The organism is Haloplanus salinarum (genome assembly GCF_024498175.1).
Lineage (GTDB): Archaea > Halobacteriota > Halobacteria > Halobacteriales > Haloferacaceae > Haloplanus > Haloplanus salinarum.
On record NZ_CP101823.1, the window covers coordinates 3,332,601 to 3,355,916 of the forward strand.

The 23,316-nt window shown below is 69.7% G+C and carries 24 protein-coding genes and 1 tRNA gene; 15 read left to right on the top strand and 10 right to left on the bottom strand.

Features of this window, described 5'->3' with window-relative positions:
• The first annotated feature begins 18 nt into the window (after positions 1-18).
• Together NO364_RS17460 and fer are read left to right on the top strand one after the other, a co-directional pair.
• Positions 19-91 (top strand) — tRNA-Pro (locus NO364_RS17460).
• 362 nt (positions 92-453) lie between these two features.
• Positions 454-1,098 (top strand): ferredoxin Fer, encoded by a 645-nt coding sequence (fer, locus tag NO364_RS17465; RefSeq protein ID WP_257628150.1) that lies wholly within the window; start codon positions 454-456, stop codon positions 1,096-1,098.
• A gap of 15 nt (positions 1,099-1,113) precedes the next feature.
• Here the strand turns inward: fer and NO364_RS17470 are convergent, their stop codons facing one another.
• Positions 1,114-2,007: a hypothetical protein gene (locus NO364_RS17470; RefSeq protein ID WP_257628151.1), complete on the bottom strand. Its 894-nt coding sequence runs from the start codon at positions 2,005-2,007 to the stop codon at positions 1,114-1,116.
• A 121-nt stretch (positions 2,008-2,128) separates the two neighbouring features.
• Here NO364_RS17470 and NO364_RS17475 point away from each other — a divergent pair, with 121 nt between their 5' ends.
• Positions 2,129-2,677 carry a TFIIB-type zinc ribbon-containing protein gene (locus NO364_RS17475; RefSeq protein WP_157689674.1) on the top strand — a complete coding sequence of 183 codons (549 nt, stop codon included), beginning with the start codon at positions 2,129-2,131 and terminating at the stop codon, positions 2,675-2,677.
• Here the strand turns inward: NO364_RS17475 and NO364_RS17480 are convergent.
• Positions 2,653-3,681, bottom strand: coding sequence for a disk-shape morphogenesis protein volactin (locus NO364_RS17480; protein WP_157689673.1), 1,029 nt, complete (start codon positions 3,679-3,681; stop codon positions 2,653-2,655). The genes NO364_RS17475 and NO364_RS17480 overlap by 25 nt on opposite strands.
• Before the next feature lie 147 nt (positions 3,682-3,828).
• A complete protein-coding gene (locus NO364_RS17485) occupies positions 3,829-4,758 on the bottom strand; it encodes a cell division protein CdpA domain-containing protein (RefSeq protein ID WP_157689672.1) in 930 nt (309 codons plus the stop codon).
• A 112-nt stretch (positions 4,759-4,870) separates the two neighbouring features.
• Here NO364_RS17485 and NO364_RS17490 point away from each other — a divergent pair, with 112 nt between their 5' ends.
• Both NO364_RS17490 and NO364_RS17495 read left to right on the top strand, forming a co-directional pair.
• Positions 4,871-6,178 carry a hypothetical protein gene (locus tag NO364_RS17490; protein ID WP_199243811.1) on the top strand — a complete coding sequence of 436 codons (1,308 nt, stop codon included), beginning with the start codon at positions 4,871-4,873 and terminating at the stop codon, positions 6,176-6,178.
• Positions 6,179-6,216: 38 nt separating this feature from the next.
• Positions 6,217-6,813 carry an NUDIX hydrolase gene (locus NO364_RS17495; protein WP_157689670.1) on the top strand — a complete coding sequence of 199 codons (597 nt, stop codon included), beginning with the start codon at positions 6,217-6,219 and terminating at the stop codon, positions 6,811-6,813.
• Positions 6,814-6,855: 42 nt separating this feature from the next.
• On the opposite strand, the gene NO364_RS17500 is transcribed toward NO364_RS17495, so the two are convergent.
• Positions 6,856-8,790, bottom strand: coding sequence for an aldehyde ferredoxin oxidoreductase family protein (locus tag NO364_RS17500; protein WP_157689669.1), 1,935 nt, complete (start codon positions 8,788-8,790; stop codon positions 6,856-6,858).
• Positions 8,791-8,898: 108 nt separating this feature from the next.
• On the opposite strand from NO364_RS17500, the gene NO364_RS17505 reads away from it, so the two are divergent.
• The 3 genes from NO364_RS17505 (at position 8,899) to NO364_RS17515 (ending at position 12,724) form a co-directional block, all read left to right on the top strand.
• Entirely contained in the window at positions 8,899-9,276 is a 378-nt protein-coding gene (locus NO364_RS17505) for a VanZ family protein (RefSeq protein ID WP_157689668.1), read from the top strand.
• Between the two features lie 53 nt (positions 9,277-9,329).
• The gene (locus tag NO364_RS17510; protein ID WP_157689667.1) at positions 9,330-10,400 is read left to right on the top strand and encodes an archaeosine biosynthesis radical SAM protein RaSEA; all 1,071 of its coding nucleotides are present in this window, start codon (positions 9,330-9,332) and stop codon (positions 10,398-10,400) included.
• 98 nt (positions 10,401-10,498) lie between these two features.
• Positions 10,499-12,724, top strand: a complete 2,226-nt coding sequence (locus NO364_RS17515; protein ID WP_257628152.1) for a hypothetical protein — start codon at positions 10,499-10,501, stop codon at positions 12,722-12,724.
• On the opposite strand, the gene purQ is transcribed toward NO364_RS17515, so the two are convergent.
• Both purQ and purS read right to left on the bottom strand, forming a co-directional pair.
• A complete protein-coding gene (purQ, locus tag NO364_RS17520) occupies positions 12,721-13,413 on the bottom strand; it encodes a phosphoribosylformylglycinamidine synthase I (protein WP_157689665.1) in 693 nt (230 codons plus the stop codon). The genes NO364_RS17515 and purQ overlap by 4 nt on opposite strands.
• Positions 13,410-13,661 (bottom strand): phosphoribosylformylglycinamidine synthase subunit PurS, encoded by a 252-nt coding sequence (gene purS / locus NO364_RS17525; RefSeq protein ID WP_157689664.1) that lies wholly within the window; start codon positions 13,659-13,661, stop codon positions 13,410-13,412. The genes purQ and purS overlap by 4 nt, the downstream gene beginning before the upstream one ends.
• A gap of 94 nt (positions 13,662-13,755) precedes the next feature.
• On the opposite strand from purS, the gene NO364_RS17530 reads away from it, so the two are divergent.
• Positions 13,756-13,887 (top strand): hypothetical protein, encoded by a 132-nt coding sequence (locus tag NO364_RS17530; RefSeq protein ID WP_257628153.1) that lies wholly within the window; start codon positions 13,756-13,758, stop codon positions 13,885-13,887.
• Here NO364_RS17530 and NO364_RS17535 read toward each other — a convergent pair.
• Positions 13,884-14,897 carry a phosphoribosylaminoimidazolesuccinocarboxamide synthase gene (locus NO364_RS17535; RefSeq protein WP_157689663.1) on the bottom strand — a complete coding sequence of 338 codons (1,014 nt, stop codon included), beginning with the start codon at positions 14,895-14,897 and terminating at the stop codon, positions 13,884-13,886. The two genes, NO364_RS17530 and NO364_RS17535, sit on opposite strands and share 4 nt — an antisense overlap.
• Positions 14,898-14,997: 100 nt before the next feature.
• Between NO364_RS17535 and NO364_RS17540 the strand changes: the two genes are divergently transcribed.
• The gene (locus NO364_RS17540) at positions 14,998-15,618 is read left to right on the top strand and encodes a methyltransferase domain-containing protein (RefSeq protein ID WP_157689662.1); all 621 of its coding nucleotides are present in this window, start codon (positions 14,998-15,000) and stop codon (positions 15,616-15,618) included.
• On the opposite strand, the gene NO364_RS17545 is transcribed toward NO364_RS17540, so the two are convergent.
• Positions 15,619-16,047: a type IV pilin gene (locus NO364_RS17545; protein WP_257628154.1), complete on the bottom strand. Its 429-nt coding sequence runs from the start codon at positions 16,045-16,047 to the stop codon at positions 15,619-15,621.
• Positions 16,048-16,063: 16 nt separating this feature from the next.
• Positions 16,064-17,419, bottom strand: coding sequence for a DUF7096 domain-containing protein (locus tag NO364_RS17550; RefSeq protein ID WP_257628155.1), 1,356 nt, complete (start codon positions 17,417-17,419; stop codon positions 16,064-16,066).
• Positions 17,420-17,548: 129 nt separating this feature from the next.
• On the opposite strand from NO364_RS17550, the gene NO364_RS17555 reads away from it, so the two are divergent.
• The 4 genes from NO364_RS17555 (at position 17,549) to NO364_RS17570 (ending at position 21,463) form a co-directional block, all read left to right on the top strand.
• Positions 17,549-18,736, top strand: coding sequence for a helix-turn-helix transcriptional regulator (locus NO364_RS17555; protein WP_157689659.1), 1,188 nt, complete (start codon positions 17,549-17,551; stop codon positions 18,734-18,736).
• Between the two features lie 41 nt (positions 18,737-18,777).
• On the top strand, positions 18,778-19,569 hold the full coding sequence (locus tag NO364_RS17560; RefSeq protein WP_257628156.1) for an electron transfer flavoprotein subunit beta/FixA family protein: 792 nt from the start codon (positions 18,778-18,780) through the stop codon (positions 19,567-19,569).
• Positions 19,566-20,525, top strand: a complete 960-nt coding sequence (locus NO364_RS17565; protein WP_257628157.1) for an electron transfer flavoprotein subunit alpha/FixB family protein — start codon at positions 19,566-19,568, stop codon at positions 20,523-20,525. Before NO364_RS17560 ends, NO364_RS17565 begins: the two co-directional genes overlap by 4 nt.
• 95 nt (positions 20,526-20,620) lie before the next feature.
• On the top strand, positions 20,621-21,463 hold the full coding sequence (locus NO364_RS17570) for a polyprenyl synthetase family protein (protein WP_157689656.1): 843 nt from the start codon (positions 20,621-20,623) through the stop codon (positions 21,461-21,463).
• Here the strand turns inward: NO364_RS17570 and NO364_RS17575 are convergent.
• Positions 21,460-22,575: a DUF373 family protein gene (locus NO364_RS17575; protein WP_157689655.1), complete on the bottom strand. Its 1,116-nt coding sequence runs from the start codon at positions 22,573-22,575 to the stop codon at positions 21,460-21,462. The genes NO364_RS17570 and NO364_RS17575 overlap by 4 nt on opposite strands.
• A gap of 93 nt (positions 22,576-22,668) precedes the next feature.
• Between NO364_RS17575 and NO364_RS17580 the strand changes: the two genes are divergently transcribed.
• A complete protein-coding gene (locus tag NO364_RS17580) occupies positions 22,669-23,304 on the top strand; it encodes an IS6 family transposase (RefSeq protein WP_257628158.1) in 636 nt (211 codons plus the stop codon).
• The last annotated feature ends 12 nt before the right edge of the window (positions 23,305-23,316 follow it).

Genomic DNA, 23,316 nt, shown 5'->3' on the forward strand with positions numbered 1-23,316 from the left:
CGGCGTTCGTCCGACCGCGGGCCGGTGGGGTAGCTTGGTATCCTTCGGCCTTCGGGTGGCCGTAACCGCGATTCGAATTCGCGCCGGCCCACTTCTCCCGCGTTCTCACACACCTAGCAACGGCCTTCGGGTGGCCGTAACCGCGTTCTCGTGAGCGAAGCGAACGAGAGCGAGCGAGACGAGCGGAGCGAGTCTCGCGTGATTCGAATTCGCGCCGGTCCACTTCTCCCGCGTTCTCACACACCTAGCAACGGCCTTCGGGTGGCCGTAACCGCGTTCTCGTGAGCGAAGCGAACGAGAGCGAGCGAGACGAGCGGAGCGAGTCTCGCGTGATTCGAATTCGCGCCGGCCCACTTCTCCCGCGTTCTCACGCTCGGAGCGACGGCCGTCGCGCGCCCACGACCGACGCCCGCGTTCCAAGGTGATTTATCCGTCCGTTCCCCTACCCCGAACGTGGACGCTCCGTTCGAGGTTCTGGGGGTCGATCCGGACGCCGACGAGTCGGAGATAGACCGCGCGTACCGCCGGCGCGTGATGGAGACGCATCCGGACCAGGGGGGCTCCGCCCGCGCGTTCCAACGCGTCAAGGCGGCCTACGAGGCGATCATGGAGGGCCGGCTCCACGACGGCGACGGCGACGGCGACGGCGACCGCCGCGAGCCGTCGCGACCGGAGGGCTCCCGGGTCGAGTATCTCAACTACGCGGTGATCGAGGACCACGGGTGGAGCCTCGACGACGACGACCTGTTCGAGAAGGCGGCCGCGGCCGACCTCGATCCGACGGACTACGGCGAGTTCCTGGCCGAGCCGAGCGAGACGCTCCTGCAGGCCGCCGAGAACCGCGGGTTCGCGTGGCCCTACGCCTGCCGGGGCGGCGCGTGTGCGAACTGCGCCGTCGCCGTCGTCGAGGGCGAGATGACGGTGCCCATCGATCACGTCCTCTCGACTGAGATGCTCGAACGCGGCATTCAGCTCTCCTGTATCGGCGCCCCGACGACGGCCGAGTTGAAGGTCGTCTACAACGTCAAGCAGATGCCCGACCTCGACGACCTCATCCTCCCGCCCTACCGGTTCGAGCGGACCCAGTCGGTCGACTGATCCCCGGACGGCCGGTCAGCGCCGAACGAGGCCGACGGCGAGCAGCGCGAGCAGGGCCGCGACCGGGCCGAACCCGTCGCCGGCGGCGGGCGTCGTGGGCGTGGCGGTGGGCGTGGCCGTCGGCGTGGCGGTGGGCGTGGCCGTCGGGGTCGGCGCCGCGGTGGGTGTCGGCGCCGCGGTGGGTGTCGGCGTCGCGGTGGGTGTCGGGGTCGACGTGGCGGTGGCGGTGGGCGTGGCCGTCGGCGTCGCGGTGGGCGTCGGCGTCGCGCCGGCGACCCGGATCGTCGCCGTCCGGTTGCCGTCCGTGAGTTCGCTGCCCGCGACGGTGACGGTGTATCTCCCCGGCGTGGGCTCCCCGAGTTCGACTGTCGTCCGCTCGCCGCTGGTCGCGATGGAGCCGTTCCCGACCTCGTTCCCGGCCGGTCCCACGACCGAGACGTCCAGTCGGTCGGCGTCGTCGAAGTTGAACCTCGCCCGGACGTACACCCGTCGGAGGTCCTCGGGGTCGACCGGGTCGTCGGTGACGGCCTGTTGATCCTCGCCGCGGAGTTCGAGCCGTTCGATCCGGGGCCGGACGACCTGTAGGTCGGCCCGAATATCGGTGTCGTTTCTGGCGTAGTAGGCGCCGACCGGGACCCCGGTGAAGTTCGCGTCCGTCGGATCGACGGTGAACGAGGGGCCGCCGCCGACGGCGACGAAGGTCGTTTCGTTGGTGCCGACCGTTCCGTCGCCGGTGAGCCCCGCCGACGAGATGTCGAGCGTCTCGCCCGCGTACACCCGAACCGGCGGGCGCGTGTCCGCGGGTTCGTCCCGTGGCTCGCTCAGGGCGACGGCCGTTGGCGCCGTCGCGACGACGAGCACCGCGAGCGCGACAGCGACGGCCGTGAACCGTCCGACGTCGCGGGTCATCGTTCGGGTGTTGGGAAACCGAACGGATAAACCTATACCCGGGTGACCGCCCCTCAGCGACCCTGGACACCGGGGGGGAGGCTGGGGGAAGGCTAAATACGTGGGGCGGAAACCCGATTGTATGGACTGTCCGCAGTGTGACGGGACGCTCGCCACGTACGCCCTGGGCGGACAGGAGGCGTCCGTCTGCGAGGACTGCGGCTACGTCGGTATCCCCGCCGAACACCGTGGCGAACCCCGCCGGATCGAATCGTGGGACGACGCACTCCGCCGGTTCTACCGTGCCCAGGGCGCCGACGCGGAACCCGGCGTCGAACTCCGACCGCCGCTCTCCCGTCCCTCCGAGGGGTCGAGCGACGAATCGTGGGACGACGCCCTCCGCCGGTTCCACGAGCGACGGACGAGCGACGACGAGAGCGACGCGACCGGTTCGGAGGAGGGAGTCGACGAAGGCGAGAGCGACGCGACCGGTTCGGAGGAGGGAGTCGACGAAGGCGAGAGCGACGCGACCGGTTCGGAGGAGGGAGTCGACGAAGGCGAGAGCGACGCGACCGGTTCGGACGATTCGGACCGCGCCGGCGACGCGTCGGCGGAGACGTCGGCTGCGGGGACCGACGGGGACGGCGACGGCGCGGCGACGCGGACTCAGTCCTCGGCGGGCGACTCCTGAGCCTGCCGTTCGTCGCCGTCCTCCTGTTCCTCGTCGGAGCGCGCGGCGACGAGCGCGCCGCGGGCGACGCTGTAGAGCGGTTCGTCGACGCTCTGGACCTCGCTGATCGAGAACGGGATCGAGGCGTCACGCAGGTGATCCTCGAACAGCTTCTCGAAGCCGCGGGGACTGGACGTGCCGCCGGTGACGACGACCGGGACGTCCAAGTCCTCCTCGACGTCCTCCTCGTCCACCTCGCGGGCGATGTTCTCGATGACGTAGTCGAGCAGGTTCTCGTAGTAGATGGCGAGCGCGCCCTCGACGCCGCCCACGTCGGTGCGGAAGTCGAGTTCGAAGTCGTCCTCCTTGATGGAGGTGACCTTGTCGACGGGCGTGCCCGTCGCCTGAGCGGCCTGCTCGTCGATCCAGTCGCCCCCGCGGGCGATGGAGAACTTCATGACCGGGACGGCGTAGTAGGACAGACAGACGTTGGTCATGCCGGCGCCGAAGGAGACGCCGAGGCCGGTGAAGTTGTGGTTGGCGAGTTCGGAGTAGATGACTGCCATCCCCTCGTTGATCGGTTCGGTCTCGTAACCCATGTCGCCGAGCATCGACTCCAGGGTCTTCTCGTGATAGAGGGTCGAGAGGTCGGAGTCGATGGGGTCCGCGGGCGAGGAGAAGTAGAGACGCTCGCCGGGGTGGTTGGGCTGGCCGACCACCTGCTCGGTGATGAGCTTGATCATCGGAATCGCCGACGACTCCTCGGAGGAGAGGATGCCGTGTTGCATCGGGCGGCGGGTCTCCTCGTTGAAGATGTTCGCGAAGTTGAGGGCGTCGTCGCCGACGACGTACACCTTGTCGTCCTTCCGGATGTGGAGGACGTCGCTCCGCGAGAGCATCTGCTCTGCCATGTCGGAGTACTCGATTTCGACGAAGGAGTTCCGCTGCTGGACGAAGACCGTCTCCGTCCCCTCCTGCTGTGCCGAGATGAGATTCATGGTGCCGACGTCTAGGCCTTTAGCCATACGCGTGTGATACCCCGTCGCCATCATAAACGTTCGCCCAAGTGTCCGACCGCTTACCTAGGTCTGACGGGCGTCAGACGGCCGAAATCGTCACGTTGGTGGCGATCCGCCTCCCCCGAACGCCGGACGGGCCGACGGTCGGACGACCTACCGCGAGAACAGCCCCTTCGCCCGGTCGACGATACTCCCCTCGTCCTCGGTCGCTACCTCCTCGGCCTGCTGTTGCTGTTTGAGTTCGGTCAGCGCGGCCGTCTGGTCGTCGACGCCCGTCGAGGAGTCCGTCTTCTGCTCGCGACCCTGGAGCTTTCGCAGGTTCGAGAGCGCGTCGTCGACGCCGTCCCCCGAGGACCGCACCGTCGTCGCCTCGGCGTTCTCGAACGCCTCGCGGTCGACCTCCACGTCGGTGTCGGTGTCGAACTCCAGGCGCTTGGTCTCCTTCCGGCTGACGCCCCCCCACGACAGGTCGGCGTCGGCCATCGCCTCGTCGATGTCGCGTCGCACCTGCTCGTCGGACACCGTCTCCCCCCCAGCCTCCGCGTCCGCGTCGCCCGCCCCGCCCTCCGTCGCGGTGCGCACCTCGGCGGCGCGCTCGCCAGGCGACGCGCGCTGGACCTGGTGGCCGACCAGCGCCGCGCCCGTCGCCCCGACCACGGCGACGAGGCCGACGGCGTAGACGGCGATGATCTGTGCGCTGTAGTCCGGCGACCGCGTGACGTTCCAGTTCATCGGGTACACCGAGACGAACGCCGCGACGGCCGCGAGACAGACGACGAGGCCGCCGACCGCGGCGTACCGCATCCGCTCGTCGCCCGGCAGGAGGACGACGATGCCGAGCAACAGCACCGGGAACCCGCCGGCCGAGGCGACGACCGCCACCTCCCGGAGCGCGAACGCCGTGTTCCCCGGGTCGCTGGCGAACGCCGAGAGGAAGAACACCGCGATGCCGACGGCGCCGAGCGCGATGCCGCCGAAGAAGAGCGCGAACCCGAGGTAGACGTCCGTCTCCGTCTCGGGGTCGCCGATGTATCGACCGTACCACTCGAAGAGTACGTTGTCGGGGGGGTCGTCCGTGCTCATTGGTGACCGTTACAGGCTCAACCCATTTGACTGTTGGCGCCCCGTCTGACGCGGGTCTGACGCCGTATCCGAAGGCTTATGCGCGAACTTGCCGACGCCGAACGTAGAGCAGATGCCCTCCCGGTTCGACCCCGACATCGAGTTCGATATCGGCCTCGGCCGCGGCGACGCTCTCGTCGTCCTCGGCTGTCTGTGCCTGCTCGCCACGGCCGCCTTGGGGGCCGCCCTCGGCCCCTCCGGCACGGCGGGTCCCGATCCGACCGCCGCCCCGCCGGCCGGCGCCGACGGCGAGCGTACGACCGTCGTCGGCGTCCAGGGCGTCGGGAGCTACGTCGACGGCGGTTCCGTCCGGATGCTCTCGGGATCCGAAGAGCGGTGGCGGGAGTCCTCGGCCGACGTCTACTTCGACGTGACGCGACTCGACAACGGATCGGTGCTCGCGGGCTACCTGTCGGGCGGCTACGAGGACTGTGGCCCCTACGAGGCCCCCTGTCACCGCACCGGCTACCGGGTCATCGACCCCGAGCCCACGCCCGAGGTGGTCGCCGAGTGGTCCTACCCGGTGCGCAACCGGGTCGCCAGCGAAGTCCACGACGTCGAACCCCTGCCGGACGGTGGGTTCGTCCTCGCGGACATGGAACACGAACGGATCGTGATCGTCGAGGGCGGCGAGGTGACCTGGGAGTGGGAGGCGAGTTCCCGCTACGAGGCCCCCGACGATCCGACGCGGACCGATTGGCTCCACATCAACGACGTGGACCGCATCGGCGAGGGCCGGTTCCTCGTCTCCGTCCGCAACGCCAACCAGCTGCTCGTCCTCGAACGCGGCGAGGGGGTCGTCGAGGTGATCAACGCGGACCACGACGACGCCACCGACGACGACGGGCTCGTCGGCGATCCGACCGTCATCCACCAGCAACACAACCCGCAGTGGCTCGGCGACGGTGCCGTCCTCGTGGCGGACAGCGAGAACCACCGCGTGGTCGAACTCCACCGCACCGAGGACGGCGACTGGGAGCCGGCCTGGGTCCTCGAAGGCGCCGCCGGACAACGGTTCGACTGGCCGCGGGACGCCGACCGACTCCCCGACGGCACCACGCTGATCACCGACACGCGCAACGCCCGCCTCGTCCAGGTCAACGAGTCCGGGCGCGTCGTCTGGGAGCACCAGCTCGACTACCGCGCCCTGCCCTACGAGGCCGACCGCCTGCCCTCCGGCGAACCCGTCGGCGGGCCGACCTACGGCGACGCCGACACGGCCGCCGCGTCCGGCGGGAGCGTCCCCGTCCTCACCCCTCTGCTTCGCCTCGTCAGCGCCGCCGTCCGCCTCCCCCGCTGGGTCGGCGAGGTCCACCTCCTCTCGACGCTGCTCTCGCTCGGCCTGATCGGCGTCGGTCTGGTCGTCCGGTGGCGGGACTAGGCCCCGAACTTTTGCACCGCCCGGTCGACACACCCCACATGGACGATCTGACGTGGGAGACGACCGACTCGGCCGTCGACTACACCTGCCCGGGCTTCGACGTGCGCCGCGACGAGGTCCGCCTGCCCGACGGCACCGAGACCGACTTCCACTACGTCGACGAGCCCGCGGCGGTCGTGGTCCTGCCGTTCACGCCCGACGGCGACGTCGTGGTCATCGACGAGTGGCGCCAGGCGGTCGGGCGGGTGAACCGCGGGCTCCCGGCGGGGTCCGTCGAGGCCGCCGACGCCACTCTGGCAGCGGCCGCCCGCCGGGAACTCCGCGAGGAGACGGGCTACGAGGCCGACACGACGACACACCTGTTCTCCGCCGAGCCGACGAACGGCATCGCCAACTCCGTCCACCACTACTTCGTCGCCCGTGACTGCGTCCCCGCCGGCGAGCGCGACCTCGATTTCAACGAGAGCATCCGCGTCTCGACGACCGACTACGAGGACCTGCTGGCGGCCGTCCTCGACGGCGGGGACGCGGATCCGCGGACGGACCGCGCCGGCGGCGTGCGCGACGGCCGTACGGTCGCCGCCGTCACCGGCTACGAACTCCGCCACGGCGCCGGTCGCGCACCGTCACCGTAGGCGTCGCTACGCGACGTGAAAAACGGAGAAGTCGTCGGGTCCTCAGTCGTCCGCCGGAGCCTGACCGCTGGAGCCGGAGACGCCCGTGCCGGGGCCGACGTCGATGTCGAGACGTTCGAGCGTCTCGTCGGTGACGACGCCGTCCTCCCAGCCGCGGTGGCTGTAGTACTCCGCCTTCATCGAGGCGAGGTCGCAGAGTTCGCCCTCGGAGCCACCCTGACCGGGGATGGCCTCGTCGTCGCCCTCGACGAACCGACCCGGCAGCGAGTCGTCGGCGCCGTCGAAGCCGGCGAGGTTGTTGAAGTAGCGTTCGAGGTTGTACACGCGCTCGCCGGCCGTCATGAGCTCCTCCTCGGAGAGGTCACGACCGGTCATGCCGTTGTACTGTTTGACGTACTCCTCGATGCCCTCCGCGAAGGCGTTGAACTTGCAGATGTCGAAGGAGTCCGAGATGGCGTGGAGGTCCTGGAAGGTGGCGCACAGCTCGCCCTTGCCTTCCTCCTCGTACGGGTCGACCTTCTCCGGGATGCCGAGAATCTCGGCGGCCGGCGTGTAGCCGCGCAGGTGGCAGGCGCCACGGTTCGAGGTGGCGTAGCCGATGCCCATGCCCTTCATACAGCGCGGGTCGTAGGCGGCGATGGTCTGACCCTTGACGTCGAGGCGGCACTCGTGGCCGTCGACCTCTTCGGCGGCGCGCTCCGGGCCCTTCGCGAGGAAGTCGCCCAGGTCGCTGTTGCGGTGGCCGACCTCCTCGATGAGGTCGATCATGTGCTCCTCGTCGCCCCAGTCGATCTGGTCGTCGAGGTCGTCGAGGTAACCCTCGTCGCTCATCTCCATCGCCATGGCGAACATGTTGCCCATGTCGATGGTGTCGACCCCCATGTCGTTACAGCGGTCGATCATGATCGCGATGGAGTCACGGTCGTCGTTGGCGGAGTTGGTGCCCAGGGCCCAAGCACTCTCGTACTCGTAGGACTCCATCTGGACGTTCATGTCCTGGCCCTTGTGCTTGTAGTTGACCTCGACCTCCTTCTTACAGGCGACCGGACAGGAGTGACAGGTCGGCTCGTCCACGAGGATGTTCTCGCGGACGTTCTCGCCGCTGATGCGTTCGGCGACGAGGTCGGAGCCTTCCTCCTCGTTCATCGCGAACCCGGAGGTGTACTGGCCGTTCTTCGTCGGGTGGCCGTCCATCTCCTCCGTGATGTTCATCAGGACGTTCGTCCCGTACATCGAGAGCGCGCCCTCGTTGGGCGCGGTGACGTCGGACTCCTGGATGACCTGCATCGCCTGCCGGGCACCCTCGCCGAACGTATCGGAGTCGGCGGGCTTGGGCATGTCCGTCCCCGCTTTCACGACGACGGCCTTGACGCCCTTGTTGCCCATCACGGCACCGGTGCCACCGCGGCCCGAGGCGCGGTCGTCCTCGTTGACGATACAGGAGTAACGAACCTCGTTCTCGCCGGCCGGACCGATGGCCATACAGGAGAGGTTCTTGCCGTAGGACCCCTCGACTTCCTCCTCGATGATCTCTCGGGTCTCGTGGATGCCCTTGCCCCAGAGGTGGGAGGCATCACGGAGTTCGAGTTCGCCGTCCTCGACGACGGCGTAGACGGGGTCGTCCGCCTGGCCGTCGAAGAGGATGCCGTCGAAGCCGGACCACTTGAGTCGGGCGCCGGACCAGCCACCGTGGTGGGAGTCCGTCACCGTCCCCGTGAGCGGGGACTTCGTACAGATCGCGATCCGACCGCTCATGACCGCCTGCGAGCCCGTGAGTGGCCCGGTCATGAACGCGAGCCGGTTGTCCGGGCCGAGCGGTTCGACGTCCGGACCGGCGTCGAAGACGTACTTCACGCCCAGTCCGCGGCCACCGATGTACTTTTTCGCGTCCTCGTCGTCGATGCTCCGATACGAGACATCGCTAGCGCCGAGGTCCACGTGCGCTACGTGATCGTTGAATCCGCCTAATTCTGTCATGGTAACGTACGTTAGTTCATAACACCTCCAAGCTGTTAGTCGTTGCTTCGGGAGTGTAACTGCGATCGGTTACGCCGATTCTTTATGTCGCCGGAATGTGCCGAAAACGTGTCACGAACCTCCCGAACGTCCATCACGGTCGCCGTCGCGCTCGCGATCCTCGGCGCCTCGGTGCTGAACCCCCGGTGGATCGGCGCGTCGGGTGCCGACGCGGTTCTCGGGCTCACCGCGTGGTTCCATCTCGTCGGTTACGCCGCCCTCGGCGCCGCCCTCCGCCCCCGCTTCCGTCCGGGGTGGCGCGGCGCGGCCGTCGCCGTCGCGCTCGCGACCGGGTACGGCGCCGGCATCGAATGTCTGCAGTCCGCCCTCGCCTTTCGCACTGCCAGCCTCGTCGACGCCGCGATCAACGGGACCGGCGCGCTCCTCGGCGTCGCGGTCCGGGACGGCGTCGAACGCCGCCCCGGGGCCGGGCGGACGAAGCGCTGAGCGGGCGGTCCACCCCGAAGCCGCTTTACGCGTCGGTCGGCTACCGGTCGGTAATGAGTCAGCCGAGCCCCGAGGTCTACGAACGGGGGCGGGGAATGGACGCCCACAACCAGGTGATGCGGGAGATCCGCTCCCGGAAGGACGAGACGTACGACCCACACGAGCCCACCCGCGTGTGGCTCGACGAGGACAACACGCCCGGTGGTGTGTACCGCTCGCTGACGATCATCCTCAACACCGGCGGCTGTCGCTGGGCGCGGGCCGGCGGCTGTACCATGTGTGGCTACGTCGCCGAGAGCGTCGAGGGCGGCTCGGTCCCCCACGACGCGCTGATGGATCAGATCCAGGTCTGTCTCGAGCACGAACGCGAGAACGCCGACGAGCCGGCCGACCTGATCAAGATCTACACCTCCGGCTCGTTCCTCGACGAGCGCGAGGTCGGCGCCGAGACCCGCCGGGCCATCGCCGACACCTTCGCCGACCGCGAGCGGATCGTCGTGGAGTCGCTCCCCGACTTCGTCGACCGGGAGAAGCTCGCCGATTTCACCGACAACGACCTCGCCACCGACGTCGCGGTGGGCCTGGAGACGGCCACCGACCGCGTCCGCCACGACTGCGTGAACAAGTACTTCGACTTCGCGGACTTCGTGGCGGCGACCGAGGAGGCCGACGCCGCCGGCGCCGGCGTGAAAGCCTATCTCCTCATGAAGCCGCCCTTCCTCACCGAGCGCGAGGCGGTCGAGGACATGGTCGAGTCGGTGCGCCGGTGTGCGGAGTACTGCCACACCGTCTCGATGAACCCCTGCAACGTCCAGAGCTACACCATGGTCGACGACCTCTACTTCGAGGGGGGCTACCGGCCGCCGTGGCTCTGGTCGGTCGCCGACGTCCTCGAACGGACGGCCGACGCCGACGCCATCGTCGTCTCCGACCCCGTCGGCGCGGGGAGCGACCGCGGGCCGCACAACTGCGGCGACTGCGACGACCGGGTCCAGCGGTCGATCAAGGACTTCGACCTCCGGCAGGATCCCGCGGTGTTCGACCAGGTGTCCTGTGACTGCGAGGCGACCTGGGAGACGGTGCTCGACGCGGAGACGAGCTTCGCGATGCCGCTGACGCGGTAGCGCCACAAGAGCTTTCGGCGGCCGTCCGCCAGGTGGCGGTATGTCCCTCTTCCCACCGTCGATCGCGGCGCCGCCGGTCACGACGCCGGGTGAGTCCGATGGACGACGGTGACCCAACCGGTCTCCGCCGCCGGGCTCTCCTCGGCACCCTCGCCGGCGCGGGCACCGCGTCGCTGGCCGGCTGTCCCGCGCCCGGCGACGGCGGCGACGGCGGCACCGACACCGACACCGGGACGGCGACCGCGACACCCGACCCGGAGACGGCCCGCCGCTTCGCCGAGCGGTTCGCGCCCACTTTCGGCTTCGACGCCGCCGAACAGTGGTTTCCGACCGATCCGCGGCCGTACACGGCCGAGCAGGACGACGAGACGGTCGTCGACGGGTTCGCCGCCCTCGACGGCTACACCCGCGCTGCCGCCGAGGCGGACGCGCCCCCGGATCCCACCGTCTTCTACCACGTCGTCGAGTACGAGGCGTCGCCGCTCACGGTCGTCCAGTACTGGTACTACTCGGCGTTCGACCAGTTCACGACCAACTTCCACTGGCACGACTGGGAGGTGCTGCACGTCTTCGTCGACACCGACGCCGACGAGCCACAGCTGTTCGTCGCGAGCTCTCACTCGTCGCGGGTGCCGAACAACGAGTTCCTCGACCCCCCGCCGGACCGGGTGCCACGGATCCTCTCGGAGCTCGGTTCGCACTCCAGTGCGCTGTCGCTGAACGACCGCCGAAACAGCTTTCAGCGGCTCCCGCTCGACGACCTGACGGCCGACATCACGAACCGCGCGGTCGGGCTCGCCGAGCAGCTCGCGGAGCTCCCGGCGGCCTACGGCCTCCCGCGCGACGAGGGGCTGCGGCTCCCCTACGTCGTCCCCGAACTCGACGGATCGCCGATCTACGACCACGAACGCCTCCCGGCCGTCGACCGCGACGCCCTCGTCGACGAGACGCTGACGATCCGGTCGTTCGACGCGCTGTCGAATCCCCCGTCGGACCTCCCGGCCCGCGAGACGGACGTCGTCTTCGGCCCCGCCGCCGACGCGACACCCGACGGCGACGCCGACGTCACCTACGACCTCGTCTCGACGACCGAACTCGAGGACATCGCGGCCTTCACCGGCCCGCAGTTAAGCTTCGAGTTCGTCATCCCCGAGTTCGCCGAGGACGCCGTCGCGGGCCACATCACGACGGCCGGGACGCCGTGGCAGCAGGACCGCTACGACGACCCCGTCGCGGACATCACCGAGCCGGTCCACCGGGCGGCGCTCGCCGACCGGTACGACGCCGTCTCCCCGCCCGCCCCGGTCAACGACATCGTGGCGACGGTCACCGAAGTCGTGCAGTCGCCGGACGCCCCCGACAGCGCCGGGGTCACGACGGCCGAGACGACCCTGGAGGCCATCGCCCTCCTCCGGAGCGACCCCGTCGCCGCCCCGACCTTCCGCGGCGTGGCGATGCTCCGCGGCGTCGAGACCAGGTCCCACCGGCTGACGATCAACGGCGCCGGCCTCGCCCCTCACGAGGAACCGGTCGAGGTGGGCAGCGACGGGGACACGCCCGACGACGTGACCACGAGCGGGGGTCCGACGCCGACCGTCACCGGCACCGACGACGTCGCCCGGACCGCCACCCTCGCCGGCGTCGACGGCGAGATTCCGCTCGTCCCCCGCGGCGAGGCGACCAAAGTCGAGGTCGACACCGAGGGCGCCGACACCGAACTGACGGCCCTCGCCGTCGACGACGACTTCGGCGGCCGGCTCTACGAGGCGTCGCTGTCGGGCCCCGACGCCGTCTACGTCCACCGGAGTGGTGCCTACACGGCCGAGGTCCGGGACGCCGACGACGCCGTCGGCGCCTTCCGCGTCAACCCCGACGCCGCCGACCCGGCTCCGGTCCGGATCGACCGCCCGCGCACCGGGAAGGCGTCGCTCGCGTCGTTCGTCGCCGCGATCACCGACGAGACGGCCGAGGGGCTGGCGTCGGTCGGCGACACCGACGACGACGACGGCTCGCCGTCCGACGACGACGCCTCCTCGGAGCGTGGGGACGGCGGCGGCAGCGAGACCAGTACGCTCGGCGGACTACTGCGGGCGATGGAGGCGGTCAGCGGGGCCGCGTCGCGGGCCGCCGAGCGGGCCGAACGGGGTGACCGCGGCGGCACTGATCGGGCACTCGACGCCCTGGCCGCCAACCTCCAGCGTGCGGTCGAGCGCTTCGACGGCCTCCGGGAGACGCTCCCCGAACCCGCCGCCGAAGCGGCCGACCGCCGGCTCCGACAGGCCCAGCGGCGCACCGAACAGGCCGCCGCGGCCGAGAAGCTCTAAACGGTCGCCGCCGGCCGCTCGAAGCCGCGGAGCAGCCCCGCGCCGTCCGTACCGCCGAGGTCCGGGAGCGTCGCCCGCTCCGGGTGGGGCATCATCACGGCCACGGTCTCCCGGTCGCCGATGACGCCGGCCACGTTCCCCCGCGAGCCGTTGGGGTTGGCGGCGTCGGTGACCGCGCCGTCGGCGTCGCAGTACCGCAGGAAGATCCGGTCCTCCTCGACCAGTCGGTCGTAGGTCTCGTCGTCGGCCTCGAATCGCCCCTCGCCGTGGGCGATGGGGAGTTCGAGCACCGCGCCCTCGTCGTAGGCGGCGGTCCACGGCGTATCGGCGTTCTCGACGCGAACGTGGACGCGCTCACACTGGAAGCGCGCGCTCCGGTTGATCGTGAACGCGCCGGGGGTCAACCCCGCCTCGCAGCCGATCTGGGCGCCGTTGCAGACGCCGAGGACCGGCACCCCCTCGCTCGCGGCCTCGCGGATCGACTCGACGATCGGTGTGCGGGCGGCCATCACGCCGGCTCGGAGGTAGTCGCCGTAGGAGAAGCCACCGGGGAGCATGACGCCCGTCGCGTCGGCGGGGAGGCCGTCCTCGTACCAGACGCGTTCGGCGTCGATGTCGAGATGCGAGAGGGCGCGCACCGAGTCCCGGTCGCAGTTGCTCCCGCCGAACTGGATCACCGCGACCGTCATCGGTCCTCGACCGCGACCTCGTAGTCGTGGATGGTCGGGTTCGCGAGCAGTCGTTCGGCCATCTCGTCGGCGCGGTCGGCCGCCTCCTCGGCCGACGCCGCGTCGAGGTCGATCTCGAACCGGTCGGCCGACCGGAGGTCGTCGAGTTCGAACCCGAGTCGTTCGAGCGCGCGCTGGGTCGTCTCCGCCTCGGGATCGAGGACGCCCCGCTTGAGTCGGACCGTGACCGTGGCGGTGTACTCCGTCATCGGTCGACCCTGCGCGGCCGCGGGGGAAAGCCGTTTTGGAGTCGCCGCCGTGCTCGGCCGGTTGCTATACGTGCCTGCCGCCGCTACGGTCGGTATGTCCGTCCACGGGATCGACTGGTTCCACCACCTCTTTCTCGTGGTCCTCTCGGCGCTCGCCGCGCTCGTGCTCTACCGGTTCGTGACGCTCCTGATCGCCGGCCTTCCGTGGCCCGCCACGCTCCCCTAGAGGTCGCGCACGGCGTCGACGGCACCGCCGATGTCCGGCGCGTCGAACCACGCCTCGCCGGTGTAGGCGTTCGCCCCCGCGGTGTACATCTCGGCGACCGTCTCGACGACGCCGTCGGGGAGCGGCTCCGGATCGACGTCACAGAGCGGCCGCCAGTCGGCCACGCCCCGCTCGTCGGCCGCGGCCTTCGCCGCGCTCACCGCGTCGACCCACTCCGGGTGGTAGCGCTTGTAATACTGGCGCACCACCTCCTTGGACACCTCCTGTCCGCCGTACGCGAAGCGGTTCTCGTCGAACGTCCCGACCACGTCGGCCACCTTCACCGTCCCGTCGACGTAGCAACACTCGATCTTGCCGTCCTCGTGGACGAAGCCCGCCGCTTCGGCCCGTTCGGTGACGATCCGGTTCACCTCCCGGGCCAGGTCCGCCAGGGCGTCCACGTCGGCGGCGCCGGCGATCCGGTCCGCTTCCGTGCGGTCGAGGTAGCGGTCCTGCTCCTCGTACTTCGTCGAGAACTCGACGACCGGCTTCGGGAGGTCGACCGGTTCCCCCGGCCACGTGTCCATCTCCAGCCCGTAGTCGCGTGGCTCCCCTCGCGTCCGCAGGCTCGATCCCACGGGCACCGTGTTCCGGAAGACGATCTCCAGGGGGATCAGGTAGTTCTCGCCCGCCGCCCCGTGGAAGGCGTCGTAGTCGTAGCGCCCGTCCCGGAAGGGCAGGTCCGGCACCCGCACGAGTTCGATGGCGAGTTCGCGCGGCGGGTCGTCGAGGTCGGCCAGCGGGACGGCGTCCGGGCCGACGCCGCGGTAGTGGGTGGCGACGCCCGCCGACTCCAGCAACTCGAAGTTGAACGCCCCCATCGTACAGAGGCTCCGGCCCTTCTCCGGGATCGCGTCGGGCATCGGCCCCCAGTCGAACACGGAGTAGTCGTCGGTGAAGGCGAAGCGTCCCCGGCCCGTCGCCGTCGCCGTCGGTTCGCGCTCGACGCGGAACTCCTTGACGCTCGTCATGGCGGGAGTGGCGCGCGCCGCGGGCAAGAACCTTTTCGAAGCCGCCCGGACGCCGTCGAATCCCCACCGTTATGTCGATCGAATCCCAACCCGGGTTTAAATGGGCCTCCTCGAAGACAAGTCCCGGGCGCGGCTGTTCTACAAGTACCTCTCGACGGTGTACGACCGCGTCAACCCGTTCATCTGGAACGAGGAGATGCGCGCCGAGGCGCTCGAACTCCTCGATCTCGACCCCGACGACCGGGTGCTGGACGTGGGCTGTGGCACGGGCTTCGGCACCGAGGGACTGCTCCAGTACACCGACGACGTCCACGGGCTGGACCAGAGCATCCACCAGATGGAGAAGGCCTTCGAGAAGTTCGGGCGCACCGACGAGGTGAACTTCTACCGCGGCGACGCCGAACGGCTCCCCTTCGCGGACGACAGCTTCGACGCCGTCTGGTCCTCGGGCTCGATCGAGTACTGGCCCAACCCGGTGGACGCCCTCGCGGAGTTTCGGCGGGTCGTCAGGCCCGGCGGGCCGGTGCTGGTCGTCGGCCCCAACTACCCCAGTAGCACGGTCTTCCAGCGTCTCGCCGACGCAATCATGCTCTTCTACGACGAGGCGGAGGCCGACCGGATGTTCGCCGAGGCCGGCTTCCCCGACGTCGAACACGTGACGATGGGACCGACGTACAACCCCGAAATCGCGATCACGACGCTCGCGCGCGCCCCCGAGTAATCAGGCGGTCGCGGACAGGACGACGAGTCGCCGTCCCTCGCGTCGCAGTTCGACGGTCACGCGGTCCCCGGCGTCGATCGACGGCCGGTTCGTCGACGCGACGCGGAACGACGCCCGCTCGCCGGACCCCCAGGTCGGATCGGCGCCGGCGTTGAACGGCCCGGTCGGGCCGGGGCGGAACCCCCGTGCCGAAAAGAAGGGTATCGGCGGCTGGTGGGCGAGTGGCGTCCCGTCGACGCGGACGCGAACCGTCAGGCGACGCACGTCGACCGCGGCGCCACGGTTGGTGAGGGTGATCCGATCCCCCTCGACCGCGAGGGTCGGGGCGACGGTCGTCGAGTCGGCGGGGAGCGTCCCGAGCGAGACGCCGACGACGGCGAGGGCGAGGACGACGGCGACGGGAAGCCCCACCGCGGTCCGGACGGCCATGGGCCGACTGCCCCCGTCATCGGGTATGAAGGTCCGCGACGGACGTCGTCGCGGTACTCGTCGGCGTCCCGTTGACGCCGTCCCCGGACCGATCGCGCGGCACCACTCGCGGGGGCTCGCCCGGCGCCACGACGGTGCTGACGTTCTCCCCGCGGGCCTCGACGGTGACGGTGTACTGCCGGTTGGGCGAGAGCGTCCAGAGCGTGCCGTCGCTGCCGGTCGTGCCGATCCGCTCGGGCGGGGTCGGTCCCGCCTTGACCCGGACGGTCGCGTCCACGGGGTCGCCGGTCGTCGGATCGCTGGCCTGCACCTGCACCGGCCCGCCGGGGTAGGTGTGGTTGACGACGAGCCTGACGCCGTCGCCGGTCGCTTCGAGGCGCCGGTCCGCGACGACCGCCTCCAGCGGGTGTCGCTGGTGTTCGGCGTAGACGAGCCGGGCGTCGCTGTCGACGAAGGCCGTCAGGTCGCCACGGCTGTGGCCGATCCTGACGGGGTAGGTCTCGCCGCCGCCGAACACCTGCGTCTGCTCGCGTGTCGTGTTCCAGATCACGGGATAGCCGTCGGCGACGATGTCGAGGGCGACTTCGAGTTCGATGGCGTCGCCGGCGCCGTTCCGGAGGTCGCCGCGGTACGCCTCCCGGACGTACGCGTCGTCGACGACGGTCGAGACGACGACGCTCGCGGACCCGGTCGCGACGTAGAACCGGTGCGGGGCGGCTTCCCCGTCGAGGACCGCCCGAGCGTGTGCCCGGACCGGCCCGTCGAACGCCGAGAGGCGATTGCCGATCGAGGCGAGTCGACCGCGGTCGACGTCGAACCCGCGGGTGTCCGCGACCAACGCCTCCAGTCGCGCCCGTCGTTCGCCGAGTTCCTCGCCGACGATGCTGATCCGGACCAGGACGACCAGCAGTTCCCGGGCGGTCAACTCGCCTTGCCCGTACGCCTCGACCGCGGCGGTCTGTCTGTCGTCGAGGTCGTCGACCGCCGTCTCGAGGTCGCGAAGCGCCGTCCGCAGGCGCTCGCGCCGCAGTTCCGTCGTCTCGGCGCGCTGGACGCGCTCGACCATCGCGAGCGTCCGGAAGCGCTCGGTCGTCGCGTTGGCCGAGAGGCCGACCGAGGGCCCGAGGTCGACGTAGTGTTCGTCGACCCCCGACCGCTCGACCGATCCGGCCGGGACGTCGAGAACGTTGATTTGCCCGGGGGACGATCCGTTGTCGTCGGTCTGGGCGACGGTCGGATCGTCGAGCGCCGGCGGTGCGGTTCCGGTCCGGTCGGGTGACCGCTCGACGGCGGCGGTCTCCCCGAGACCGCCCGCGGCCCCGACCGCGGCGGAGAGGAGGAGGGCAACCACGAGAACGGGGAGGGCTCTCATCGGCCGTCGGTACAGTCGCCTGCTACTAAAACCCCGCCTTCCGTCTCACGTCTGACGCCCGCTATCTCGCCGACAGGGCCTCTCTGACGATGGAAAGCGTTTTCCCGTCTCATCGAGACGCACGAAGTAATGCGGATCGCCGCGTCCCTCCTCGCCCTCCTGATCCTCCTGTCCGGGGCGTTCCCCGCGGTCGCAGTCGACGGGACCGACGCCCCCGCCGCACCGGGACAGGCGGGTGCCGCCACGCCGTCGCCCGCCGACCGTCCGGCGCTCGCCGGCCCCGCCCATGCCCGCATCGACAACCCGACCGTCACCGAAATCTACCTCGCCCCCGACCCCGGGGGCGACGCCCGCTGGACCGTCTCGCTCCGGTACAACCTCTCCTCGGAGGCCGATCGGGCGGCGTTCGACCGCTACGGTCGGGCCTTCGAGGCCGGCGACGCCGGCGTCGGCCTCGACGTCGACTTCTTCCGGACGCTCGCGGACGAGGCGAGTCGAGCCACCGACCGGGAGATGTCGATCCGGAACCCCACCCGGAACGCCACCGTCGACAACGGCACCGGCGTGCTCAGCCTCTCGTTCACTTGGACGAACTTCGTCACCGACACCGAGGACGGCTTCGTCATCGAGGACGCGGTGTTGATGCCCGGCGACCGGACCTGGCTCGCCTCCATCGAACCCTCGCAGCGACTGGTCGTCGAGACACCCACGGAGTATCAGGTCACTGACACGCGGTTCGGCCTCGACAACGGCTCGGTCGTCGTCGAGGGGCCCCACACCTTCGAGGAACCGCTGACCATCTCCTACCAGCGGACCGCTCCCGAGGAACCGAACGGTCAGTCGCCGCCGTGGTCGCTGATCGGTGGCGCGCTCCTGGTCGGCCTGGGTCTCGCCGTCGCCGTCTACGTCCGCCGTCGGCGTGACGGGACGTCGCCCCCGACGGCCGACCGCGGGACCGACGGGGCCGCGGCCGGCGACGACGCCGAGGTCAGCGCCGCCGACACCGAGGCGCCGGCCGAGGACGTGGCCGCGGAGGCCGATACCGACGCCGACACCGCGGACGACGACACGGAGGCGTCGGCGGGCGACGAAACGGCCGTCGATCCCTCCCTGCTCTCCGACGAGGAGCGCGTCGAACGCCTCCTGACCGAGAACGGGGGGCGGATGAAACAGGCCCGGATCGTCCGCGAGACGGGGTGGTCGGACGCCAAGGTCTCCCAACTGCTCTCGACGATGGCAGACGACGGCCGGATCGAGAAGCTCAGACTCGGCCGCGAGAACCTCATCTCGCTGCCGGACGATGACACGGAGACGTAACTTCGGAAAACGTTTACACTCCGCCCCGGAACGGATCGATCATGAAGGTTCTCGTGACCGTCAAGGAGGTCGCCGAAGTCGCCGACGACTTCGAGATCGAGGGGCTGACCATCCCGGAGAAGTTCCTCGAGTACGACCTCAACGAGTGGGACGACTACGCCGTCGAGGCCGCGGTCCGGATCGCGGAGGACCGCGACGAGGACGTGGAGGTCGTCGCCGTCACGGTCGGCCCCGAGCGCAGCGAGGAGACGATCCGCATGGCCCTGGCGAAGGGGGTCGACCGCGCGGTCCGGATCTGGGACGATTCGCTGGCCGAGGCGGGGCTGGTCGCTCCGACCGCCACCGCCCGCGTCCTCGCGGCGGTCGCCGAGGACGAGGACCCGGACCTCGTCCTGTCGGGCGTGCAGGCCGCCGACGACGGCTTCGGCGCGACGGGCGTCGCCCTCGCGGAACACCTCGACTACGCGTGGGCCGCGGTCGTCAACGCGTTGGAACTCGACGACGGGACGGCGTCGGTGCGACGGGAACTCGAGGGTGGTGTCGAGGAACTCACCACCGTCCCCCTGCCCGCGGTCCTCACGATCCAGACGGGGATCAACGACCCGCGGTACGCGAGTCTGCGGGGGATCAGACAGGCCCAGCGGAAGGAACTCGACGTCCGGACGCTCGCCGACCTCGGCCTCGATCCGTCGGTCCTCGACGGCGACCTGACGCTCGCCGGGATGGCGAAACCCGAGAGCGAGTCGGACGTCACGCTGTTCGAGGGGAGCGCGGCGGAGGCGGCGGCCGACCTCGAGACGGTCCTGCGGGACGCGGGGGTGGGCGCGGAATGAGCGACGGCGACGTGCTCGCCGTCGTCGAACACCGGCGCGGCTCACTCCGCCCGGTGAGCTACGAACTGATCGCGGCCGGGAGCGACCTGGCGGCCGACCTGGGCGGCGACCTGCACGTGGCCGTGATCGGCGGCGACGTCGAGGGCTTCGCCGAGCGGGTGAACCGCGCGGGCGTCGACACCATCCACGTCGTCGACGAGGGTGAGGAGTTCAACCACGACGTCTACGCGGCGACGACGACGGCGCTGTTCGAGGCCGTCGAGCCGAGCGTCCTCCTCATGCCGAACAGCGTGAACGGCCTCGACTACGCGCCCGCGGTGGCGACGCGGCTGTCGGTCCCGCTGGTCAGCGACGCGGTCGACCTGTCGGTCGACAACGGCCTCGTCGTCACCCGGGAGACCTACGGCTCGAAGGTGGAGACGGACGTCGAGACGACCACGCCGGTCGCCGTGACGATCCGGGGCGGCGAGTGGCCGCCCGCCGAAGACCCGGGCGACGCCGCGGTCGAACCCTTCGACGTCGACGTCGACGAGGCGTCGGTCCGCTCGACGGTCCGCGGGTTCGAGGAGGTCGGCGCCGGCGACGTCGACATCGGCGAGGCCGAGTTCATCGTCTCGGTCGGCCGCGGCATCGAGGAGGAGGAGAACCTCGAACTGATCGAAGAGCTGGCCGACGCGCTCGACGCGACGGTGGCGGCATCGCGGCCCATCGTCGACAACGGCTGGCTGCCGAAAAACCGGCAGGTCGGCCAGTCCGGGAAGGTCGTCACGCCGACGGTGTACCTCGCGTTCGGCATCTCCGGGGCGGTCCAGCACGTCGCGGGCATGAAGGGCGCGGAGACGATCATCGCGGTCAACACCGACCCCGACGCCCCCATCTTCGACATCGCGGACTACGGCGTCGTCGGCGACCTGTTCGAGGTCGTTCCGGAGCTTATCGAGCGGTTCGAATCGTAGCGTCGGAACGTCACGCCGGCCACGGGACCGCGTCGGGTGTTCCGAACGCTGCGATAGCGTCACGTACTTGCCGCGTCCGCCCCTTCGACCGGGCGATGGAGTATCTGGATCGGCGAGTCCGCCTGGTGAACGACCGTTTGGAGTCGCTCATCGAAGCGGTCGAACCGACGGAACTCGCCGCGGAACTCGAACACGTCGCCCTCGCGGGCGGCAAGCGCGTCCGGCCGGCGGTGACGGTGTTGACCTGCGAGGCGGTCGGCGGGTCGCCGACCGACGCCGTCGAGTTCGCGGTCGGGATCGAACTCGTCCACAACGCCTCGCTGGTGATCGACGACATCATCGACCGGTCGGCGGTGCGCCGCGGCACCCCGAGCGCGTGGGAGGCGTTCGGCTACGGTCCCGCCATCGTCGCCAGCGACGGCCTGCTCGGCGAGGCCTTCGCGCTCTTTTCGGAGAACGAGCGGGCCATGCGCATCGTCGCCGAAGCGATGGTCGAACTCGGCGAGGGCGAGGCGACGGAACTGGTCGCCCGCCCGGAGACCGAAGCGGAGTACATGGCGCTCGCCCGGCGCAAGACGGGGGTCCTCTTCCGGGCGGCGGCGGAACTCGGGGCCGTGGCCGGCGGGGCCGACGCCTTCACCGTCGAGTCGCTGGGCGACTACGCCGAGCGGGTCGGCGTCGCGTTCCAGATCCGCGACGACGTGCTCGACGCCACCGCCGACGCGGACGCGCTCGGCAAGCCGACCGGACAGGACGCCGAGATGGACCGGCCGTCGCTGGTCCAGGTGACCGACCTCTCGCCGGAGGTGGCGAACGAGCGGGCCCGCCGGCAGTCCGACCGGGCGCTGTCGGCGCTGTCGGCGGCCGACACCGAGGACGTCGACGCGGTCGACTACCTCCAGGACCTCGCGGAGTTCGTCGTCGTCCGGGAGCGCTAGGCGGGGTCGGCACCCGTCGGATACCGCGACTCCGCGACGGCGAAGGTGAGCGTGCTGAGGACGCCGAGCAGCGTCCCCACGACGAGCGCGATGGCGAGGTCGGTCAGGGTCAGCGTCGTCATCCCCTCGATTGGGGGCAACAGGAACCCCGAGACCGCATAGAGGACGACCGCGATGGCGGCGACGTAGAAGGGCGCGTTCAGGTAGCGCCACTTGAACCGGTCGGCGAGGTACTCGTCGGTGACCTGCCCGAGGCTGCTGGTGATCCCCGCCGCGGCGAACCACTGGATCGCGCCGTTGACGAGGGCCGCGAGCACCGTCATCGCCGAGGGCGGCCCGGCGATGCCGGTCTCGACGGTCCGCAACGTCGAGACGCCCTCGGCGCCGCCCACGACCAGGAGCGCCGCGGCCACGACGTAGGTGATGATCGTCACCCGGCCGGCGTAGAGGACGTTCCGCACGCGGTCGGCGACCTCGTCGACTGTCGATTCGAGGCCGAGGCCACGGAACAGCGTGTAGAGGCCGAGCAGCGCGGAGATGAGGCCGAGGACGGCCGCGCCCGGTACGTCGAAGAAGGTGGCGATGGTGACGAAGGGGTAGATCAGGAGGAGGATGCCGAGCGGAACCAGCAGGGTCCCCCGCGTCTCGGGGTCAGCGAGCACCTGCTTCATCGTGTAGTACATCGACTCCAGGTTCTGGGCCTGCCGAACCACGACCCGACGGACGCTGTCGATGGGGACCCGCGAGCGGATGACCGGCAGCACGGACTCGTCCTGTGCGCCGTCGGTGATGACGACCGCGCGGACGGACTCGCCGGTCGACAGCCCCGCCAGCACGCGGTCGACCTCCTCGCCGACCGCGCGGGTGGCCCGCACCTCGCTCCCTTGGACGCCGGTGACGGCCGCCACCTCCACCTCCTCGCTCTCCTCCCGACGGAGGTCGTCGAGGACGTGAAGCCCCTGGAACATGACGTTCACGTCGGAGTCCTCGGGGTCCGTCGTGGCGAGGTCGACGGCGGCGTCCCTGACGGCGTCACGGCCGACCACCGGCGTCTCGACGCCGGTCTTGCGACCGAGGTCGTCGTCGAGGTCCACACAGAGCACCAGGAGCACGCCCCCCCGTAGGCCATCCGGATATTTGCCTCTTCGGGACGGTCGTGTTCAGATAAGGATTGAAAGGTGAGGCGTAGCGTTTTTTGAGTGCCTATGTCAGAAAACGCTAGCCTCAGCGGTTGTATCGGCCGAATTGAGTTAGGTTTTGTGGAACGAGAGGCAACACCGCGGCTGTTGATGAAGCTCAGTATTCAGCTCCATCTTGCTGGACTATCACTTTCGAATACTGTCTCTATTCTTGAGATATTTGGTGTTGAACGCGCACGATCCACCGTTCATAACTGGGTTCACAAGGCCGATCTACAGCCCGAAGAGGGTCGACGTCCGGATCACGTTGCGGTTGACGAAACGGTGATCCGACTCAACGACGAGCAGTATTGGCTGTACGCCGCGGTCGATCCGGAGACGAACGAATTACTCCATACAAAGCTCGAACCGACGAGAACGAACGTTATCGCTTACTCGTTCTTTCGCGAATTACGCGAGAAACACGACGTTGACGACGCGGTGTTTCTCGTCGACGGTGCGAAACCCCTGAACGACGCGTGCCGTCGCCACGGCCTCGATTTCAGATATGAACGCCACGGAAATCGGAACAGCGTCGAACGTGTTTTTCGTGAGGTAAAATGCAGAACTACCAGTTTCTCGAACTGTTTTAGCAACGCCGAAGCAGAAACTGCAAACGAGTGGCTCAGATCGTTCGCCTTCGCATGGAATCAACTAATCTGAACACCGTCTTCG

What these genes read in the sequence shown, in the direction of transcription:
- purS (WP_157689664.1), bottom strand. Translation starts at nt 13,661, where the DNA reads ATGACGGAGTACACCGCCACGGTCACGGTCCGACTCAAGCGGGGCGTC.
- NO364_RS17475 (WP_157689674.1), top strand. Translation starts at nt 2,129, where the DNA reads ATGGACTGTCCGCAGTGTGACGGGACGCTCGCCACGTACGCCCTGGGC.
- NO364_RS17565 (WP_257628157.1), top strand. Translation starts at nt 19,566, where the DNA reads ATGAGCGACGGCGACGTGCTCGCCGTCGTCGAACACCGGCGCGGCTCA.
- NO364_RS17545 (WP_257628154.1), bottom strand. Translation starts at nt 16,047, where the DNA reads ATGGCCGTCCGGACCGCGGTGGGGCTTCCCGTCGCCGTCGTCCTCGCC.
- NO364_RS17485 (WP_157689672.1), bottom strand. Translation starts at nt 4,758, where the DNA reads ATGAGCACGGACGACCCCCCCGACAACGTACTCTTCGAGTGGTACGGT.
- purQ (WP_157689665.1), bottom strand. Translation starts at nt 13,413, where the DNA reads ATGACGGTCGCGGTGATCCAGTTCGGCGGGAGCAACTGCGACCGGGAC.
- NO364_RS17570 (WP_157689656.1), top strand. Translation starts at nt 20,621, where the DNA reads ATGGAGTATCTGGATCGGCGAGTCCGCCTGGTGAACGACCGTTTGGAG.
- NO364_RS17510 (WP_157689667.1), top strand. Translation starts at nt 9,330, where the DNA reads ATGAGTCAGCCGAGCCCCGAGGTCTACGAACGGGGGCGGGGAATGGAC.
- NO364_RS17490 (WP_199243811.1), top strand. Translation starts at nt 4,871, where the DNA reads ATGCCCTCCCGGTTCGACCCCGACATCGAGTTCGATATCGGCCTCGGC.
- NO364_RS17560 (WP_257628156.1), top strand. Translation starts at nt 18,778, where the DNA reads ATGAAGGTTCTCGTGACCGTCAAGGAGGTCGCCGAAGTCGCCGACGAC.
- NO364_RS17470 (WP_257628151.1), bottom strand. Translation starts at nt 2,007, where the DNA reads ATGACCCGCGACGTCGGACGGTTCACGGCCGTCGCTGTCGCGCTCGCG.
- NO364_RS17540 (WP_157689662.1), top strand. Translation starts at nt 14,998, where the DNA reads ATGGGCCTCCTCGAAGACAAGTCCCGGGCGCGGCTGTTCTACAAGTAC.
- NO364_RS17555 (WP_157689659.1), top strand. Translation starts at nt 17,549, where the DNA reads ATGCGGATCGCCGCGTCCCTCCTCGCCCTCCTGATCCTCCTGTCCGGG.
- NO364_RS17500 (WP_157689669.1), bottom strand. Translation starts at nt 8,790, where the DNA reads ATGACAGAATTAGGCGGATTCAACGATCACGTAGCGCACGTGGACCTC.
- NO364_RS17515 (WP_257628152.1), top strand. Translation starts at nt 10,499, where the DNA reads ATGGACGACGGTGACCCAACCGGTCTCCGCCGCCGGGCTCTCCTCGGC.
- NO364_RS17580 (WP_257628158.1), top strand. Translation starts at nt 22,669, where the DNA reads ATGTCAGAAAACGCTAGCCTCAGCGGTTGTATCGGCCGAATTGAGTTA.
- NO364_RS17550 (WP_257628155.1), bottom strand. Translation starts at nt 17,419, where the DNA reads ATGAGAGCCCTCCCCGTTCTCGTGGTTGCCCTCCTCCTCTCCGCCGCG.
- NO364_RS17480 (WP_157689673.1), bottom strand. Translation starts at nt 3,681, where the DNA reads ATGGCTAAAGGCCTAGACGTCGGCACCATGAATCTCATCTCGGCACAG.
- NO364_RS17495 (WP_157689670.1), top strand. Translation starts at nt 6,217, where the DNA reads ATGGACGATCTGACGTGGGAGACGACCGACTCGGCCGTCGACTACACC.
- NO364_RS17530 (WP_257628153.1), top strand. Translation starts at nt 13,756, where the DNA reads ATGTCCGTCCACGGGATCGACTGGTTCCACCACCTCTTTCTCGTGGTC.
- NO364_RS17535 (WP_157689663.1), bottom strand. Translation starts at nt 14,897, where the DNA reads ATGACGAGCGTCAAGGAGTTCCGCGTCGAGCGCGAACCGACGGCGACG.